General features: G+C 57.8%; 12 protein-coding genes and 1 pseudogene. 2 read left to right on the plus strand and 11 right to left on the minus strand.

Features of this window, described 5'->3' with window-relative positions; all coding sequences use genetic code 11:
- Positions 1-99: 99 nt before the first annotated feature.
- A complete protein-coding gene (gene folA / locus AAHB66_RS03515) occupies positions 100-579 on the plus strand; it encodes a type 3 dihydrofolate reductase (RefSeq protein ID WP_039030411.1) in 480 nt (159 codons plus the stop codon).
- A gap of 43 nt (positions 580-622) precedes the next feature.
- On the opposite strand, the gene apaH is transcribed toward folA, so the two are convergent.
- From apaH to lptD, 6 genes are read right to left on the minus strand one after another with little or no spacing between them, the layout of a single operon-like run.
- Complete coding sequence (gene apaH, locus AAHB66_RS03520) at positions 623-1,471, minus strand: bis(5'-nucleosyl)-tetraphosphatase (symmetrical) ApaH (protein ID WP_347115229.1); 849 nt, start codon at positions 1,469-1,471, stop codon at positions 623-625.
- A 2-nt stretch (positions 1,472-1,473) separates the two neighbouring features.
- A complete protein-coding gene (gene apaG / locus AAHB66_RS03525) occupies positions 1,474-1,851 on the minus strand; it encodes a Co2+/Mg2+ efflux protein ApaG (protein WP_333851502.1) in 378 nt (125 codons plus the stop codon).
- Positions 1,852-1,854: 3 nt separating this feature from the next.
- Complete coding sequence (rsmA, locus tag AAHB66_RS03530; protein WP_347115230.1) at positions 1,855-2,676, minus strand: 16S rRNA (adenine(1518)-N(6)/adenine(1519)-N(6))-dimethyltransferase RsmA; 822 nt, start codon at positions 2,674-2,676, stop codon at positions 1,855-1,857.
- Positions 2,673-3,662, minus strand: a complete 990-nt coding sequence (gene pdxA, locus AAHB66_RS03535) for a 4-hydroxythreonine-4-phosphate dehydrogenase PdxA (RefSeq protein ID WP_347116415.1) — start codon at positions 3,660-3,662, stop codon at positions 2,673-2,675. The genes rsmA and pdxA overlap by 4 nt, the downstream gene beginning before the upstream one ends.
- Complete coding sequence (gene surA, locus AAHB66_RS03540; protein ID WP_347115231.1) at positions 3,659-4,945, minus strand: peptidylprolyl isomerase SurA; 1,287 nt, start codon at positions 4,943-4,945, stop codon at positions 3,659-3,661. Before surA ends, pdxA begins: the two co-directional genes overlap by 4 nt.
- A 53-nt stretch (positions 4,946-4,998) precedes the next feature.
- On the minus strand, positions 4,999-7,347 hold the full coding sequence (gene lptD, locus AAHB66_RS03545; RefSeq protein ID WP_347115232.1) for an LPS assembly protein LptD: 2,349 nt from the start codon (positions 7,345-7,347) through the stop codon (positions 4,999-5,001).
- A gap of 239 nt (positions 7,348-7,586) precedes the next feature.
- Between lptD and djlA the strand changes: the two genes are divergently transcribed.
- Positions 7,587-8,408, plus strand: coding sequence for a co-chaperone DjlA (djlA, locus tag AAHB66_RS03550; protein WP_347115233.1), 822 nt, complete (start codon positions 7,587-7,589; stop codon positions 8,406-8,408).
- Between the two features lie 40 nt (positions 8,409-8,448).
- On the opposite strand, the gene rluA is transcribed toward djlA, so the two are convergent.
- The 5 genes and pseudogenes from rluA to araA all read right to left on the minus strand — a co-directional run bounded on the left by rluA (position 8,449) and on the right by araA (position 16,923).
- On the minus strand, positions 8,449-9,108 hold the full coding sequence (gene rluA, locus AAHB66_RS03555; RefSeq protein WP_225759592.1) for a bifunctional tRNA pseudouridine(32) synthase/23S rRNA pseudouridine(746) synthase RluA: 660 nt from the start codon (positions 9,106-9,108) through the stop codon (positions 8,449-8,451).
- 12 nt (positions 9,109-9,120) lie between these two features.
- Positions 9,121-12,027 carry an RNA polymerase-associated protein RapA gene (rapA, locus tag AAHB66_RS03560; RefSeq protein ID WP_347115234.1) on the minus strand — a complete coding sequence of 969 codons (2,907 nt, stop codon included), beginning with the start codon at positions 12,025-12,027 and terminating at the stop codon, positions 9,121-9,123.
- A 129-nt stretch (positions 12,028-12,156) separates the two neighbouring features.
- Positions 12,157-14,532 (minus strand): annotated as a pseudogene (gene polB / locus AAHB66_RS03565) (DNA polymerase II).
- Positions 14,533-14,673: 141 nt separating this feature from the next.
- Entirely contained in the window at positions 14,674-15,369 is a 696-nt protein-coding gene (gene araD, locus AAHB66_RS03570; RefSeq protein WP_142488207.1) for an L-ribulose-5-phosphate 4-epimerase, read from the minus strand.
- A gap of 51 nt (positions 15,370-15,420) precedes the next feature.
- The gene (gene araA, locus AAHB66_RS03575) at positions 15,421-16,923 is read right to left on the minus strand and encodes an L-arabinose isomerase (protein WP_347115235.1); all 1,503 of its coding nucleotides are present in this window, start codon (positions 16,921-16,923) and stop codon (positions 15,421-15,423) included.
- Positions 16,924-16,926: the final 3 nt, after the last annotated feature.

The following is a 16,926-nucleotide window of genomic DNA, read 5'->3' on the forward strand; positions in this document are numbered from 1 at the left end:
AAATATAAAAAATTTCCTGTTCTTTACTCTGCCGCCAGTCGACGAAAGATTAAGCTTTCCGTATAGTGGCGGCAATTTTTTGCATCCGGGAAATAATCAATGATCAGTCTGATTGCGGCGCTTGCGGTAGATCGCGTGATTGGTATGGAAAACGCCATGCCGTGGAATCTGCCTGCCGATCTCGCGTGGTTTAAACGTACTACGTTGAACAAGCCAGTAGTAATGGGGCGCCTGACCTGGGAGTCAATCGGGCGTCCTTTACCGGGCCGTAAAAACATCGTAATAAGCAGCCAGCCCGGCACGGATGAGCGTGTTGAGTGGGTTAAATCCATTGACGAAGCTATCGCTGCCTGCGGCGATGCCGAAGAGATAATGGTGATTGGTGGAGGCCGTGTGTACGAGCAATTCCTGCCGAAAGCGCAGAAATTATATCTGACACACATTGATGCTGAAGTGGAAGGAGATACGCATTTCCCGGACTACGATCCTGACGAATGGGAATCGGTATTCAGCGAATTCCACGACGCGGATGCGCAAAATTCGCATAGCTACTGCTTCGAGATCCTTGAACGCCGCTAATGTTTTTCTGCACCTTTCCCGACGGGAGAGGTGCAGCTCTCCGCTACGACGCTACCGCTTCGTTCTCGCCTAAGTCCTGATGCCGGTTCGACGGCTGAACAAAATACGCTTTATCTTCCCAGCGCAGACAGGTCAGTTCCCCACCCCAGCAGCAGCCGGTATCCAGCCCGTAGATGCCCTCTGGCGTGCCTTTGCCTTCCAGCGACGCCCAGTGACCGAAGATCACGCTGTAATGATCCGTCACCGGCCCAGGGATCGCAAACCAGGGTTTGAGCGGCGTCGGCGCGTTTTCCGGCACATCCTTGCAGTACATATCCAGCTGACCGTTCGGGAAGCAGTAGCGCATGCGGGTGAAGGCGTTGGTGATAAAACGCAGGCGCGCCACACCGCTGAGCTCCGTGCTCCAGTTGTTGGGCATGTCGCCGTACATGGCATCGAGGAAGAAGGGATAAGAGTCGCTGGAGAGCACGGCTTCAACGTCGCGTGCGCACTCTTTCGCGGTTTGCAGATCCCACTGCGGCGTAATGCCCGCATGCGCCATCACCAGCTGCTTCTCTTCATCAACCTGCAGCAGCGGCTGGCGACGCAGCCAGTTAATAAGCTCATCGGCGTCAGGCGCATCCAGCAGCGGGGTGATCCTGTCTTTCGGCTTATTACGGCTGATCCCGGCGTAAACCGCCAGCAGATGCAGATCGTGATTGCCAAGGACGAGCCGTACGCTGTCACCCAGCGACTTCACATAACGCAGCACTTCCAGCGAGGCAGGTCCGCGCGCAACAAGATCGCCGGTGAGCCATAGCGTGTCCGTACCTGGGGTAAAATCCACCTGCTTTAACAACGCGATCAGTTCATCGTAGCAACCATGAACGTCGCCAATGAGATATGTAGACATGTTTAGTGAATGAGTGTTGGAACAGCCAGACGGAAAACAGGAATGGCAATGCGGAATGCATTGCCGTCGGCATCGACCATTTCATAATGGCCCTGCATGGTGCCCAGCGGCGTTTCGATTACCGCGCCGCTGGTGTACTGATACTCTTCGCCGGGATCGATGTGCGGCTGTTCACCGACCACACCTTCGCCCTGTACTTCAATTTCACGACCGTTGCCGTTGGTGATAAGCCAGTAGCGCCCGAGCAGCTGCACAGGCATCCGCCCCAGGTTGCGAATGGTTACCGTATAAGCAAAAACATAGCGCTCTTCATCCGGGGTGGACTGGGACTCAATATAGATGCTTTGTACATGAACACATACGCGGGGCGAATCAATCATGGCTTAGCTCTCCTTCGGCGGCGCATTTTCGCTGATGTAATTAGCCAGCTTGCAGTACTGTTCTACGGAGATGTTCTCCGCACGCATTGCCGGGTCGATACCCAACTGAGCTAACACCTCAACGGTAAACAGATTGCCAAGGCTATTACGAATCGTTTTACGGCGCTGGTTAAAGGCTTCAGTAGTGATACGGCTCAGAACGCGCAGCTCTTTAACCGGGTACGGCTTCGTTTTATGCGGCACGAGACGCACCACTGCAGAATCCACTTTTGGTGGTGGCGTGAACGCAGATGGCGGCACTTCAAGTACCGGGATCACGTTGCAGAAATATTGTGCCATCACGCTTAAACGACCATACGCTTTACTGTTTGGCCCTGCAACCAGTCGGTTAACGACCTCTTTTTGCAACATGAAGTGCATGTCGGCAATGGCATCAGTATAGCTAAACAGGTGGAACATCAGCGGCGTTGAGATGTTATACGGCAGGTTACCAAACACGCGCAGCGGTTGCCCCATTTTCTCCGACAGCTCGCCGAAGTTCATGGTCATGGCATCTTGCTGATAAATAGTCAGTTTCGGCCCAAGGAACGGGTGCGTCTGCAGGCGTGCTGCCAGATCGCGGTCCAGTTCGATGACGGTCAGCTCGTCCAGACGCTCGCCAACCGGCTCGGTCAGAGCGGCAAGGCCCGGCCCGATCTCGACCATCGCCTGGCCTTTTTGTGGATTGATAGCCGAAACAATACTTTCGATCACGAACTGATCGTTGAGGAAGTTTTGCCCGAAACGTTTACGGGCTAAATGGCCCTGGTGGACGCGATTATTCATTGAGTATTAACAATCATTTTGATGGCGAGGTTAAGCGCCGTAATAAAACTGCCGACATCTGCTTTCCCCTGGCCCGCTAAATCAAGTGCAGTGCCATGGTCAACAGAAGTGCGAATAAAGGGTAAACCGAGGGTGATGTTCACGCCGCGGCCAAATCCCTGGTATTTTAGCACGGGAAGGCCCTGATCGTGGTACATCGCCAGCACGGCGTCTGCATGATCAAGATATTTAGGCTGGAACAGGGTATCCGCAGGCAGCGGCCCGCTGAGATTCATCCCCTGGGCCCGCATTTCGTCCAGCACCGGAATGATGGTATCGATCTCTTCCGTACCCATGTGACCGCCTTCGCCCGCGTGCGGGTTGAGGCCGCAGACCAGCACGTGCGGATCGGCAATACCGAATTTGGTGCGTAAGTCATGATGCAGGATGGCAATCACCTCGCGCAGCAGATCCGGCGTAATAGCGTCGGAAACCGCTTTGATCGGCAGATGGGTGGTAGCCAGCGCAACGCGCAGCTCCTCGGTTGCCAACATCATCACTACTTTCGCGCTGTGGGAACGCTCTTCAAAAAACTCGGTGTGGCCGGTAAAGGCCACGCCGGCATCGTTGATCACCCCTTTATGCACCGGCCCGGTGATCAGCGCGGCAAATTCGCCGTTCAGGCAGCCATCACAGGCGCGCGCCAGAGTCTCCACCACATAGTGGCCGTTTTCGGTACTCAGTTGACCAGGGATAACGGGCGTACGCAGCGGGACAGGCAGCAGCGTCAGCGTGCCCGCTTGCTGGGGGAGGGGCGCATTTTCTGCCTGATACGGCAGCAGCGTGAGCGGCAGATTGAGCAGTTTCGCCCGCGCCTCAAGCACGCTGGCATCGGCGCAGATCACCAGTTCGACCGGCCAGCTGCGCTGGGCAAGCTGGACGACCAGATCGGGACCAATCCCGGCGGGTTCGCCGGGAGTGATGACAACACGATGGTGTTTCATTATTTGCTCAGAACTTTGACGTAAGCGCTGGCGCGTTGCTCCTGCATCCAGGTTGCCGCTTCTTCAGAGAACTTACGGTTGAACAGCATGCGGTACGCGCGGTCTTTCTGGGCCGCATCGGTTTTATCCACGTTACGGGTGTCCAGCAGCTCAATCAGGTGCCAGCCGAAGGTGGAATGAACAGGATCGCTCAGCTGACCTTTGGTCATACGCATCAGGGCATCGCGGAAGGCCGGATCGTAAATATCCGCTGCCGCCCAGCCCAGATCGCCGCCCTGATTCGCAGAACCTGGATCCTGAGAGAACTCTTTCGCGGCGTTGGCGAAGGAAGTTTTACCGCTGCGGATATCGGCGGCAATCTGCTGCAGTTTTGCCCGCGCCTGATCGTCATTCATCAGCGGGGAAGGTTTCAGCAGAATATGGCGGGCATGCACTTCGGTGACGGAGATGCTCTGGCTCTGGCCGCGCAGATCGTTCACCTTCAGAATGTGGAAGCCAACGCCGGAACGGATTGGACCCACGATATCGCCTTTCTTCGCCGTGCTCAGCGCCTGAGCAAAGATAGATGGCAGCTCCTGAATACGACCCCAGCCCATCTGGCCGCCTTTCAGCGCCTGCTGGTCAGCCGAATAGGTGATCGCCAGTTTGCCGAAATCACCGCCGTTACGCGCCTGATCGACGATGGAACGTGCCTGGCTCTCCGCCTCAGCAACCTGGTCGGAAGACGGGTTTTCTGACAGTGGGATCAGGATGTGGCTCAGGTTCAGCTCGGTGCTGGCATCATTCTGGTTACCCACCTGTTTTGCCAGCGCTTCCACTTCCTGCGGCAGGATCGTCACGCGACGACGCACTTCGTTGTTACGCACTTCAGAAATCAGCATCTCTTTACGGATCTGATTACGGTAGGTCGAATAGCTGATGCCGTCATAGGCCAGACGGCTGCGCATCTGGTCAGCTGACATGTTGTTCTGCTTCGCAATATTGGCGATAGCCTGATCGAGCTGCTCATCAGAGATCTTCACACCCATCTTCTGACCCATCTGCAGAACGATCTGATCCATGATCAGACGTTCAAGGATCTGATGACGCAGTGTGGAATCATCCGGAAGTTGCTGACCTGCCTGACCCGCGTTGAGCTTCACAGACTGCATTAAACCATCAACGTCGCTCTCAAGTACCACACCGTTGTTCACAACGGCAGCGACTTTGTCGACAACCTGTGGGGCCGCGAAGCTGGTATTCGCGACCATAGCGATACCGAGCAGCAGCGTTTTCCAGTTCTTCATACTTTTTCCATATCAATTAACCGCAATGCGGATTACGTTGTAAATCAAGCACATCATAAGGAACTACGGTACGGCAGAATCGGTGAGCGCAGCATCTGCTGAGTACCCAGACCGTAGTTGGAACTCAGGCCACGCAATTCGATGTTAAAGCCGATGACGTTATCGTACTCGCTCTGATTTTTGTCGACATCCCAGCCGTTAAGCTTACGTTCGTATCCGACACGGATCGCGTAGCAGCAGGAGTTGTACTGCAGGCCCAGCATCTGATCGGCCGCCTTACTCTGATTGGTATCAAAGTAGTACGCCCCAACGATCGACCAGCGATCGGCAATTGGCCAGCTGGCGGTACCGCCTACCTGCGAAATGCCCTCTTTGTACTGATCGGCCGTCGAGAAGTTAGGCAGCGTCGCCTGGATATATTCCGGGCTGGCGTAACGGTAGCTCAGCTGAACCATCCGGTCTTCATCACGGCGATACTCAATGGCTGCACTGCTGGTGGCAATGTTATCCAGACGCGTATCGTACTGCAGACCGCCACGCAGTCCCCAGCGATCGGTCATGCGCCAGTAGGTGTCACCCGCCCAGACCAGGGAGCCCGTTTTGTTGTTTTTCTCCCAGTTAATGTTGTCATCGCCGGTACGCGATTCTGTGAAGTAGTAGATTTGACCCACAGAAGCATTAAAACGTTCAACGGAAGCATCATCATAAACGCGAGTTGTGACGCCGGTGGTCACCTGGTTGGCCGAGGCAATACGGTCCAGACCACCGTAAGTACGGTCGCGGAACAGACCGCTATAGTCGGATTGCAGCAGTGAAGAGTCGTAGTTATTAATTTTGCTCTGATCGCGATACGGCACGTACAGGTACTGTGCACGTGGTTCCAGCGTCTGGGTGTAACCCTCGCTCCAGTTCATGTCGCGTTCGAACACCAGCTTGCCGTCCATTTTAAACTGCGGCAGCGTACGGTTAACGGACTCTTCCAGGTGAGTCCCGTTGTTGGCGTTGTAGGTTTCCAGATTGTCCTGCTGATAGTGGGTCGCCATCAGCTTCACTTCGGTATCCAGGCTGGCCCAGTCGTTCGACACCGGCAGGTTGATTGTCGGCTCAAGATGAATACGGGTGGCTTCCGGCATATCGGAGTTAGTATTCACGAAATGTACGGCCTGGCCGTAGACGCGGGTATCAAACGGGCCGACATCGTTCTGGTACCAGTTGACGTCCAGCTGCGGCTCCGCACCATAGGTGCTGGCGTTCTGGCTGCTGAAGACCTGGAACTGGCGGGTCGACACGGTGGCGTCAAAGTTCTTAACGGCATAGCCGGCGCTGAAGATCTGCGTGGCGTAACCGTCGGTACTGGAACCGTATTTCGACGTGAAGTCGTTGAAATAGTACGGATCGCTGACTTTGGTGTAGTTAACGTTGAAGCGCCATACCTGATCCATGACCCCGGCATGTTGCCAGTAGTACAGCCAGCGGTGGCGATCGCCCTCGGTAGGATGCTCGTCTTCGAACACCTTATCCGATGGCAGATAGTCCAGCTCCATCAGGCCTGAACCCGCCTGCGTTAAATAACGGAACTCGTTTTCCCACATGATATTGCCGCGCTTATGGATATAGTGCGGCGTGATCGTGGCGTCCATGTTGGGCGCGATGTTCCAGTAGTACGGCAGGTAGAACTCAAAATAGTTTGTCGAGCTGTACTTGGCGTTCGGGATCAGGAAGCCTGAACGACGTTTGTCGCCCACCGGCAGCTGCAGATACGGGCTATAGAAGACCGGCACCGGGCCGAGCTTAAAGCGGGCGTTCCAGATCTCCGCAACCTGCTCTTCGCGGTCGTGGATCACTTCGCTGCCGACCACGCTCCAGGTATCGGAACCCGGCAGACAGGAGGTAAAGGTCCCGTTTTCCAGAATGGTATAGCGGTTTTCACCGCGCTGTTTCATCAGGTCGGCTTTACCGCGCCCCTGACGGCCCACCATCTGATAATCACCTTCCCAGACGTTGGTATCTTTGGTATTCAGGTTCGACCAGGCTTTCGGACCTTTCAGGATGACCTGATTATCGTCATAGTGCACATTACCCAGTGCATCCACGGTTCGTACCGGTTCTGCCGCGCCTTCTGGCTGTTTCTGGTGCAACTGAACTTCATCGGCCAGCAAACGGCTGTTGCCCTGGTTAATATCCACATTGCCGGTAAACACGGCGTCGTCAGGATAATTCCCTTTCGCATTGTCAGCAGTGATGGTGACCGGTAGCGTGTTCGTATCACCCTGAACCAGTGGGCGATCATAGCTGGGGATACCCAGCATACATTGCGAGGCGAGATCGGCTGCCAGACCCTGTTGACTGTACAGGGCAGTAGCTATCATCGTGGCCAGGAGGGTGGGGATACGTTTTTTCATACGTTTTATTTATTGTTCCGTCATCAGTGGCTTATCGCTGGCAAACGGTCAGAGACTATCTTACTCATCATCACAGTGCCAGCGTTAATCCTGCCCGTAAACAAGCCGTGGTGATAGGCTCGTTATTGAATGACGAGTATGATAATGCAAATTATAGGCGATGTCCTTCAATTGACCGTGGCCAGGCCACTGGAATGATGGCGTTCGCGGGATCAAATACATCACCATTTGGGGAGTATATGCAGTATTGGGGAAAAATTATCGGCGTGGCGTTCGCTTTACTGATGGGCGCGGGCTTCTGGGGTATCATTCTGGGCCTGATTATCGGCCATATGTTTGATAAAGCTCGAAGTCGTAAGATGGCCTGGTTTGCCAACCAGCGTGAACGTCAGGCGCTTTTTTTTGCCACGACCTTTGAGGTGATGGGGCATCTGACCAAATCCAAGGGGCGGGTGACCGAGGCCGACATCCATATCGCCAGCCAGTTTATGGACCGCATGAACCTGCACGGCGACTCGCGGGCGGCGGCGCAGCACGCCTTTCGCATCGGCAAGGCGGATAACTATCCCCTGCGCGAAAAAATGCGCCAGTTTCGCAGTATCTGCTTTGGCCGCTTCGACTTAATTCGGATGTTTCTGGAGATTCAGATCCAGGCGGCCTTTGCCGACGGATCGCTCCACCCGAACGAGCGTGCGGTACTCTATGTGATTGCCGAAGAGCTGGGCATTTCCCGTACCCAGTTCGATCAGTTCCTGCGCATGATGCAGGGCGGTGCGCAGTTTGGCGACGGCTATCAACAGCAGCAGGCGGGCGGTGGCGGCGGGTGGCAGCAGGCGCAGCGCGGTCCTACTCTGGAAGATGCCTGTAACGTGCTGGGCGTGAAGCCGACCGATGAGCCGACGACCATCAAGCGTGCCTATCGCAAGCTGATGAGCGAGCATCATCCGGATAAGCTGGTGGCGAAAGGGTTACCGCCGGAAATGATGGAGATGGCGAAGCAAAAAGCGCAGGAAATTCAGAAAGCCTACGAGCTCATCAAAGAGCAGAAGGGCTTCAAGTAAAGAGAGTTGCCCGGCAGGCGAAGCGCCGCCGGGCAAGACATCAGAAATCCGCCGGAGCCTTAAAGGTCATCGGCGTACCGTATTCCGGATGGGTGATGGTCAGCATCTCCGCATGCAGCTGCAGACGCGGCGCCATGGCCCGGGCTTCCGGGGTGGCGTAAAAGCGATCCCCCAGAATCGGATGACCCAGCGCCAGCATATGCACACGCAGCTGGTGCGAACGACCGGTAATCGGTTTTAACAGCACGCGGGCGCTGTTATCCGCCGCGTACTCCAGCACTTCATACTCGGTTTGCGCCGCCTTCCCGGTCTCGTAGCAGACCTTCTGCATCGGGCGATTCGGCCAGTCGCAGATCAGCGGCAGGTCAACCAACCCTTCCGCCGGTTGTGGATGTCCCCAGACGCGCGCCAGGTACTGTTTCTTCGGCTCCCGCTCACGAAACTGACGCTTCAGCTCACGCTCTGCCGCCTTGGTCAGCGCGACCACAATCACACCGCTGGTTGCCATATCCAGGCGATGAACAGACTCCGCCTGCGGATGATCGCGCTGAACGCGCGTCATCACGCTGTCTTTATGATCGTCCAGCCTGCCCGGCACGGACAACAGGCCGCTCGGCTTGTTGACCACCATGATGTGCTCATCCTGATACAGAATGACCAGCCACGGATCCTGCGGCGGATTGTAGGGTTCCATCAACATGTTGCGCTCCGCTTACTGATGCGTCACAACGATGAGACGCAGCGCATCCAGACGCCATCCGGCCTGATTCAGGCTTTCGAGCACCTGCTGACGATTGGTCTCAATCGCCGCCAGTTCATCGTCACGAATGTTCGGGTTCACCGCGCGCAGGGCTTCCAGACGCGACAGCTCCGCTGACAGTTTTTCATCCGCTTCGCTGCGTGCTGCGTCAATCAGGGCCCGCGCCGCTTTCTCAATCTGAGGTTCGCCCTGCTGCAGAATGGTATACACGTCCTGCTGCACCGCGTTCACCAGCTTGCTGCCAGTGTGGCGGTTGACCGCACTCAGCTGACGGTTAAAGCTCTCAAACTCGACCTGCGCCGCCAGGTTGGTGCCGTTTTTATCCAGCAGCAGACGCACCGGGGTGGCAGGCAGGAAGCGGCTGAGCTGCAGCTGTTTCGGCGCCTGGGCTTCCACCACGTAGATCAGCTCCAGCAGCAGCGTACCCACAGGCAGTGCCTTGTTCTTCAGCAGCGAAATGGTGCTGCTGCCGGTATCGCCGGAGAGGATCAGGTCCAGACCGTTGCGGATCAGCGGGTGCTCCCAGGTGATGAACTGTGCGTCTTCGCGGGACAGCGCCACATCACGCTCAAAGGTGATGGTGCAGCCATCTTCCGGCAGGCCCGGGAAGTCCGGAACCAGCATATGATCGGACGGGGTCAGCACAATCATGTTCTCGCCGCGATCGTCCTGGTTGATACCGACGATATCAAACAGGTTCATGGCGAAGCTGATCAGGCTGGTATCGTCATCCTGCTCTTCGATGCTCTCCGCCAGCGCCTGGGCTTTTTCACCGCCGTTGGAGTGGATCTCCAGCAGACGGTCACGGCCCTGCTCCAGCTGTGCTTTCAGCGCTTCGTGCTGCTCGCGACAGACTTTGATCAGATCGTCGAAGCCGTCGGTGTTTTCAGGCGTCGCCAGATAGCCTGTCAGCTCGCTATGCACTTTGTCATAAATGGTGCGGCCGGTCGGGCAGGTATGTTCAAACGCATCCAGCCCTTCGTGGAACCAGCGCACCAGTACCGACTGGGCAGTTTTTTCCAGATACGGGACGTGGATCTGAATGTCGTGTGCCTGGCCAATACGATCCAGACGGCCGATACGCTGCTCCAGCAGATCCGGATTGAAAGGCAGATCGAACATCACCAGACGGCTGGCGAACTGGAAGTTACGCCCTTCGGAGCCGATTTCGGAACAGAGCAGCACCTGGGCGCCGCTGTCCTCTTCGGAGAACCACGCCGCCGCGCGGTCGCGTTCGATAATCGACATGCCTTCATGGAACACCGCTGCGCGGATACCTTCCCGCTCGCGCAGCACCTGCTCAAGCTGCAGCGCGGTGGTGGCTTTGGCGCAGATCACCAGCACCTTCTGGGAGCGGTTGGCGGTCAGATAGCCCATCAGCCACTCAACGCGCGGGTCAAAGTTCCACCAGGTGCCGCTGTCGCCTTCAAACTCCTGATAAATCTGTTCCGGATAGAGCATATCGCGGGCGCGTTCTTCCGCCGTTTTGCGCGCACCCATGATGCCGGAGACCTTAATGGCCGTCTGGTACTGGGTTGGCAGCGGCAGACGAATGGTGTGCAGCTCGCGTTTCGGGAAACCTTTCACCCCGTTACGGGTGTTACGGAACAGGACGCGGCTGGTGCCGTGGCGATCCATCAGCATGGAGACCAGCTCCTGGCGTGCGGCTTCGGCACCGTCACGATCGCTGTTGGCGGTCTGCAGTAACGGCTCGATATCCTGCTCGCCAATCAGTTCGCTCAGGGTGTTGAGCTCCTCGTTGGAGAGGTGATTTCCCGCCAGCAGCAGGGCAACCGCATCGGCGACCGGGCGGTAATTTTTCTGCTCTTCGACAAACAGCTCAAAGTCGTGGAAGCGGTTGGGATCCAGCAGGCGCAGACGCGCAAAGTGGCTCTCCAGACCCAGCTGCTCCGGCGTAGCGGTCAGCAGCAATACACCCGGCACGCGTTCGGCCAGCTGTTCAATCGCCATATACTCACGGCTTGGGGCCTCTTCGCTCCAGACCAGGTGGTGGGCTTCATCGACCACCATGATGTCCCACTCGGCATCACACAGGTGTTCGAGACGCTGCTTGCTGCGGCGGATAAAGTCCAGGGAGCAGATCACCAGCTGTTCGGTTTCGAACGGGTTATCGGCATCGTGCTGGGCTTCGGCGTAGCGCTCATCGTCAAACAGGGAGAAACGCAGGTTAAAGCGGCGCAGCATCTCCACCAGCCACTGGTGCTGCAGGGTTTCCGGCACCACAATCAGCACGCGCTCGGCCGCGCCGGAGAGCAGCTGTTGATGCAAAATCATGCCTGCTTCGATGGTTTTACCTAAACCCACCTCATCGGCCAGCAGGACGCGCGGCGCGTAGCGACGGCCGACATCATGGGCAATGTTTAACTGGTGGGGGATCAGGCTGGTACGCTGGCCGCGCAGGCCGCTCCACGGCATGCGGTACTGCTCACTCTGGAACTTACGCGCGCGGTAGCGCAGGGAGAAGCGATCCATGCGGTCAATCTGACCGGCGAACAGGCGATCCTGCGGCTTGCTGAAGACCAGCTTGCTGTCGAGCAGCACTTCGCGCAGCATCACATCGGTCTCGTCGGTATCGAGGCGAGTCCCGATATAGGCGAGCAGTCCATTCTCTTCTTTTACGTCTTCAATCTTCAGCTGCCAGCCTTCATGGCTGGTAACGGTGTCGCCCGGGTTGAACATCACGCGGGTAACAGGGGAATCATTGCGAGCATACAGACGGTTTTCACCGGTGGCGGGGAAGAGGAGAGTGACCATACGCGCATCCAGCGCCACTACCGTTCCTAATCCAAGTTCGCTTTCTGTGTCGCTGATCCAGCGTTGACCAAGTGTAAAAGGCATATTTGTTCGGCTCTAATCTTTAATTGCAGGCAATAGTTCAACCACCGATCAAAAATGACGGTAATCGAATAATGGGTCCGGGAATGGAAAGGGCGCTATGGTACTGGATGGCAGCGATTTCGTCACCTGTCAAAATAGCCCCAACTGACCTGTCATCAGTGTAGCAAAGTCATCGTCCTTGAAGGGCAATATTCCGTCCGCGACGGGCTGTAGCTGGCGGGTGAGGTAGTGCTCATAGTCAAGGGGCGAACGCTGATAATCCACCGGCTCCGGGCCGCTGGTGGTCCAGACGTACTTGATGGTGCCACGGTTCTGGTACTGCGGCGCCCGCCCGAGACGGACGTTCTCCTCATCGGCAAGCCGGGCGGCGCGCACGTGCGGCGGCACGTTGCGCTGATACTCCGCCAGCGGGCGGCGCAGGCGTTTGCGGTAGACCAGCTGATCGTCCAGCTCGCCCGCCATCAGGCTGGCGATGGTTTCGCGAACAAACTCCTGATAGGGCTCGCGGCGGAAGATTTTTAGATACAGCGCCTGCTGGAAGTGCTGCGCCAGCGGGGTCCAGTCGGTGCGCACGGTCTCCAGCCCTTTAAACACCATCCGCTGCTTCTCCCCCCTCCTGGATCAGCCCGGCGTAGCGCTTTTTGCTGCCCTGATCGGTGCCGCGGATGGTCGGCATTAAAAAGCGGCAGAAGTGGGTCTCATACTCCAGCTCCAGGGCGCTGGTCAAGCCGGCCTGCTGCAGGTGAGTCCGCCACCAGTCGTTGACGTAAGCCACCAGCCCCTGGCCGATGGCGGCCGCCTCCGCTTCGCTTTGTGCGCCCTTAAGCCAGACGAAGGTCGAGTCGGTATCGCCATAAATCACGTCATAGCCCCGGGATTCCACCAGCACTTTGGTCTGGCGCATGATCTCGTGGCCGCGCATAGTGATCGACGACGCCAGCCGCGGGTCGAAGAAGCGGCAGGCGCTGGTGCCGAGCACGCCGTAAAAGGCGTTCATGATGATCTTCAGCGCCTGGGAGAGGGGCTTATTGCCGTGGCGTTTGGCTTCTTCGCGCCCGTGCCAGATCTGGCTGACGATCTCCGGCAGGCAGTGTTTGTCCCGGGAGAAACGCGCCCCCCAAAAAACCTTCGGTGCTGTGCTGCTCATCCGGCTGGGCGAGGCCTTCCACCAGCCCGACCGGATCGATAAGAAAGGTACGGATGATCGACGGATAGAGGCTTTTGTAATCCAGTACCAGCACCGAGTCGTACAGACCGGGGCGGGAGTCCATCACATAGCCGCCGGGGCTGGCCTGGGGCGGCACGTCGCCGAGATTCGGCGCCACGTAGCCCGCCCGGTGCATGCGCGGGAAATAGAGATGACTAAAGGCGGCCACGGAGCCGCCGTGCCGGTCGGCCGCGAGGCCATTGACCGTGGCGCGCTCCAGCAGAAACGGCATGATGTCGGTTTTGTGAAAAATCCGCGTTACCAGCTCGCAGTCTTTCAGGTTATAGGTCGCCAGCGCCGGTTTATCTTCGGCGAAGCGGCGGTCAATCTCGTCCATCCGGTCCCAGGGGTTGTCGATGGATTTGCCTTCCCCGAGCAGCTCCTGCGACACCGACTCCAGCGAAAACGATGAGAAGCTCCAGAACGCCGACTTTAGCGCCTCGATACCGTCGATAATCAGCCGCCCGTTCGCCTGGGCGAAGAAGACGCCGTTTTTAAAGCCGTGCTCGCGCCACTCCAGCTCGCTGTTGCCGCGCCCGAGCAGCAGCGGGATGCGGTAGCGTTCAGCGTGTTTTTGCAGCACCCGCAGGTCGAACTGCACCACGTTCCAGCCGATAATCACGTCCGGGTCGTGCTCTGCAAACCAGGCGTTGAGCTTCTCGAGCAGCTGCGGGCGGCTGCTCACGTAGATGAGATCAAAATCGAGCCCGGAAGCATCGCCGTTGGCCGGGCCCAGCATGTAAACCACCCGCTGGCCGCAGCCCTCAATGCCGATGCAGTACAGCTCACCGTGGCGGGTGGTTTCAATATCCACCGACGCCCATTTCAGCGGCGGACGATAGTGTGGGTTGGGTTTGAGGCGGGCATTGACCAGCCGATCGCCCTGGGGCGTCCCGTCCACCCAGACCGGGGCGGTGATAAAGCGCTCCATCAGAAAGCGCTCCGGGGGGGCGAACATCGGCTTCGTACAGGGTCACGCCCGCTTCGCGCAGCAGTTTTTCATAGCGCATCAGCTGGCGATGGGCGCGGCAGTAGAGGCCGTAGACCGGACGACGATGGAAATCTTTCAGTTCAAGGGGGGTCAGCCGCCAGCCGCTCTCACCGTGCAGCAACTGTTTTGTCTTTTCGACGTCAGGCTCAGGAATAAAGGCCACGGACTCCTGCAGCGGCAGGGTGATGTGCAGCGGGCCGTTATCGGTCGCCAGCCAGAATTCCACTTCGGTACCCTGCGGGGTATCCCGCCAGTGTCGGGTCAGTAAAAAAGCCTTCTTGCGCCTGCGCCACGCCGTTTTCTCAATAAACAAAACCAGGCGTGAGTATAGCCTGGTTGCGGGTGTTTTGCTGGGGTTTTATACAGGGGTGTTTCTGCCGGATGGCGCTGCGCTTATCCGGCTTACAGGTCCCGTAGGCCCGGTAAGCGTAGCGCCACCGGGCGGGTTTTACTGTCCGTAATACGCTTTTGCGCCGTGCTTGCGCAGGTAATGTTTATCCAGCAGGGTCTGCTGCATATCCGGTAATTGTGGCGCCAGCTGGCGGCAGAAGATGCCCATATAGGCCACCTCTTCCAGCACGATGGCGTTGTGCACCGCGTCTTCGGCATTTTTGCCCCACGCGAACGGGCCGTGGGAGTGAACCAGCACCCCGGGCATCTGCGCCGCGTCGATCCCCTGTTTCTCGAAGGTTTCGACAATCACGTTGCCGGTTTCCCACTCGTACTCACCGTTGATCTCGGCATCGGTCATCTTGCGGGTGCAGGGGATGGTGCCATAGAAATAGTCGGCGTGAGTGGTGCCGGTTGCCGGGATGGGTTGCCCGGCCTGCGCCCAGATGGTCGCGTGACGGGAGTGGGTGTGGACGATGCCGCCAATCGACGGGAAAGCCTGATACAGCAGACGGTGCGTCGGCGTATCGGAGGAGGGCTTTTTCGTTCCTTCCACCACCTCGCCGGTGGCAATGCTCACCACCACCATATCGTCGGCGGTCATCACCCGGTAGTCGACCCCGGACGGTTTAATGACGAACACGCCAGCTTCGCGGTCAACCGCGCTGACGTTGCCCCAGGTCAGGGTGACTAGATTGTGTTCCGGCAGGGCCAGGTTGGCTTCAAGCACCTGACGTTTGAGATCTTCCAGCATGTATCCTCCAGGAAAAAAGGCCCGCCCTGCGGCAGGCCAAAGGTTCCCCTGTTAACGTTTTGAACCGTAATAGACTTCGTTCCAGCGCAGCGCGTCTTTGAAGGCTGGCATACGGGTGTCGTTATCAATCACGGTCAGCTCGATGTCGTGCAGCTCCGCGAACTGACGCATGTCGTTGAGATCCAGCGCATGGCTGAAGACGGTATGGTGGGCACCGCCCGCCACGATCCAGGCTTCGGAAGCGGTCGCCAGATCCGGCTGGGCTTTCCACAGGGCGTTGGCCACCGGCAGTTTTGGCAGGGCGTGAGGCGTTTCAACGGCGTCAACGCAGTTGACCAGCAGGCGGAAGCGATCCCCCAGATCGATCAGGCTGGCGTTAATCGCCGGACCGGTGCGGGTGTTGAAGATCAGACGGGCCGGATCGGCTTTGCCGCCAATGCCGAGGTGTTGAACATCGAGGATCGGTTTTTCATCCACGGCGATCGACGGGCAGACTTCCAGCATGTGCGAGCCCAGCACCAGATCGTTGCCGTTCTCGAAGTGGTAGGTGTAATCCTCCATAAAGGAGGTGCCGCCCTGCAGACCGGTCGACATCACTTTCATGATGCGTAGCAGAGCGGCAGTTTTCCAGTCGCCTTCTCCGGCAAAGCCGTAGCCCTGCTGCATCAGACGTTGCACTGCCAGGCCCGGCAGCTGCTTGAGGCCGTGAAGATCTTCAAAGGTGGTGGTAAAGGCATGGAAGCCGCCCTGTTCGAGGAAGCGCTTCATGCCCAGCTCGATGCGCGCTGCATCCAGCACGTTCTGGCGTTTGTCACCACTTACCTGTGCCGCTGCAGTCAGGCGGTAGCTGCTTTCATACTCATCCAACAGCGCATTAACGTCGCCGTCGCTGACCTCATTGACGACCTGCACCAGGTCGCCCACCGCCCAGGTATTGACGGAGAAACCGAATTTAATCTGCGCGGCCACTTTATCGCCGTCGGTCACCGCCACTTCGCGCATGTTGTCGCCGAAGCGCACCACTTTCAGCTGGCGGGTATCCTGCTTCGATACCGCCTGGCGCATCCACGAGCCAATACGCTGGTGGGCCTGTTTATCCTGCCAGTGGCCGGTCACCACCGCGTGCTGCTGGCGCATACGCGCGCCGATGAAGCCGAACTCGCGGCCGCCGTGCGCGGTCTGGTTCAGGTTCATAAAGTCCATGTCGATGCTGTCCCACGGCAGCGCCGCGTTGAACTGGGTATGGAACTGGAGCAGCGGTTTGTTGAGGATCGCGAGGCCGTTGATCCACATCTTGGCCGGGGAGAAGGTGTGCAGCCACACCACCAGGCCGGCGCATTTGTCGTCGTAGTTAGCGTCGCGGCAGATATGGGTGATTTCATCCGGCGAGGTGCCCAGCGGCTTCAGCACCAGCTTGCACGGCAGTTTTGCTTCCGCATTCAGGGCGTTGACCACATGTTCTGCGTGCTGAGTCACCTGCCGCAGGGCTTCCGGCCCGTAAAGATGCTGACTACCAATCACAAACCACACTTCATAATTATTAAAAATCGTCATTAT

This window comes from Leclercia sp. S52, assembly GCF_039727615.1.
Taxonomy (GTDB): Bacteria; Pseudomonadota; Gammaproteobacteria; order Enterobacterales; family Enterobacteriaceae; genus Enterobacter; species Enterobacter adecarboxylatus_B.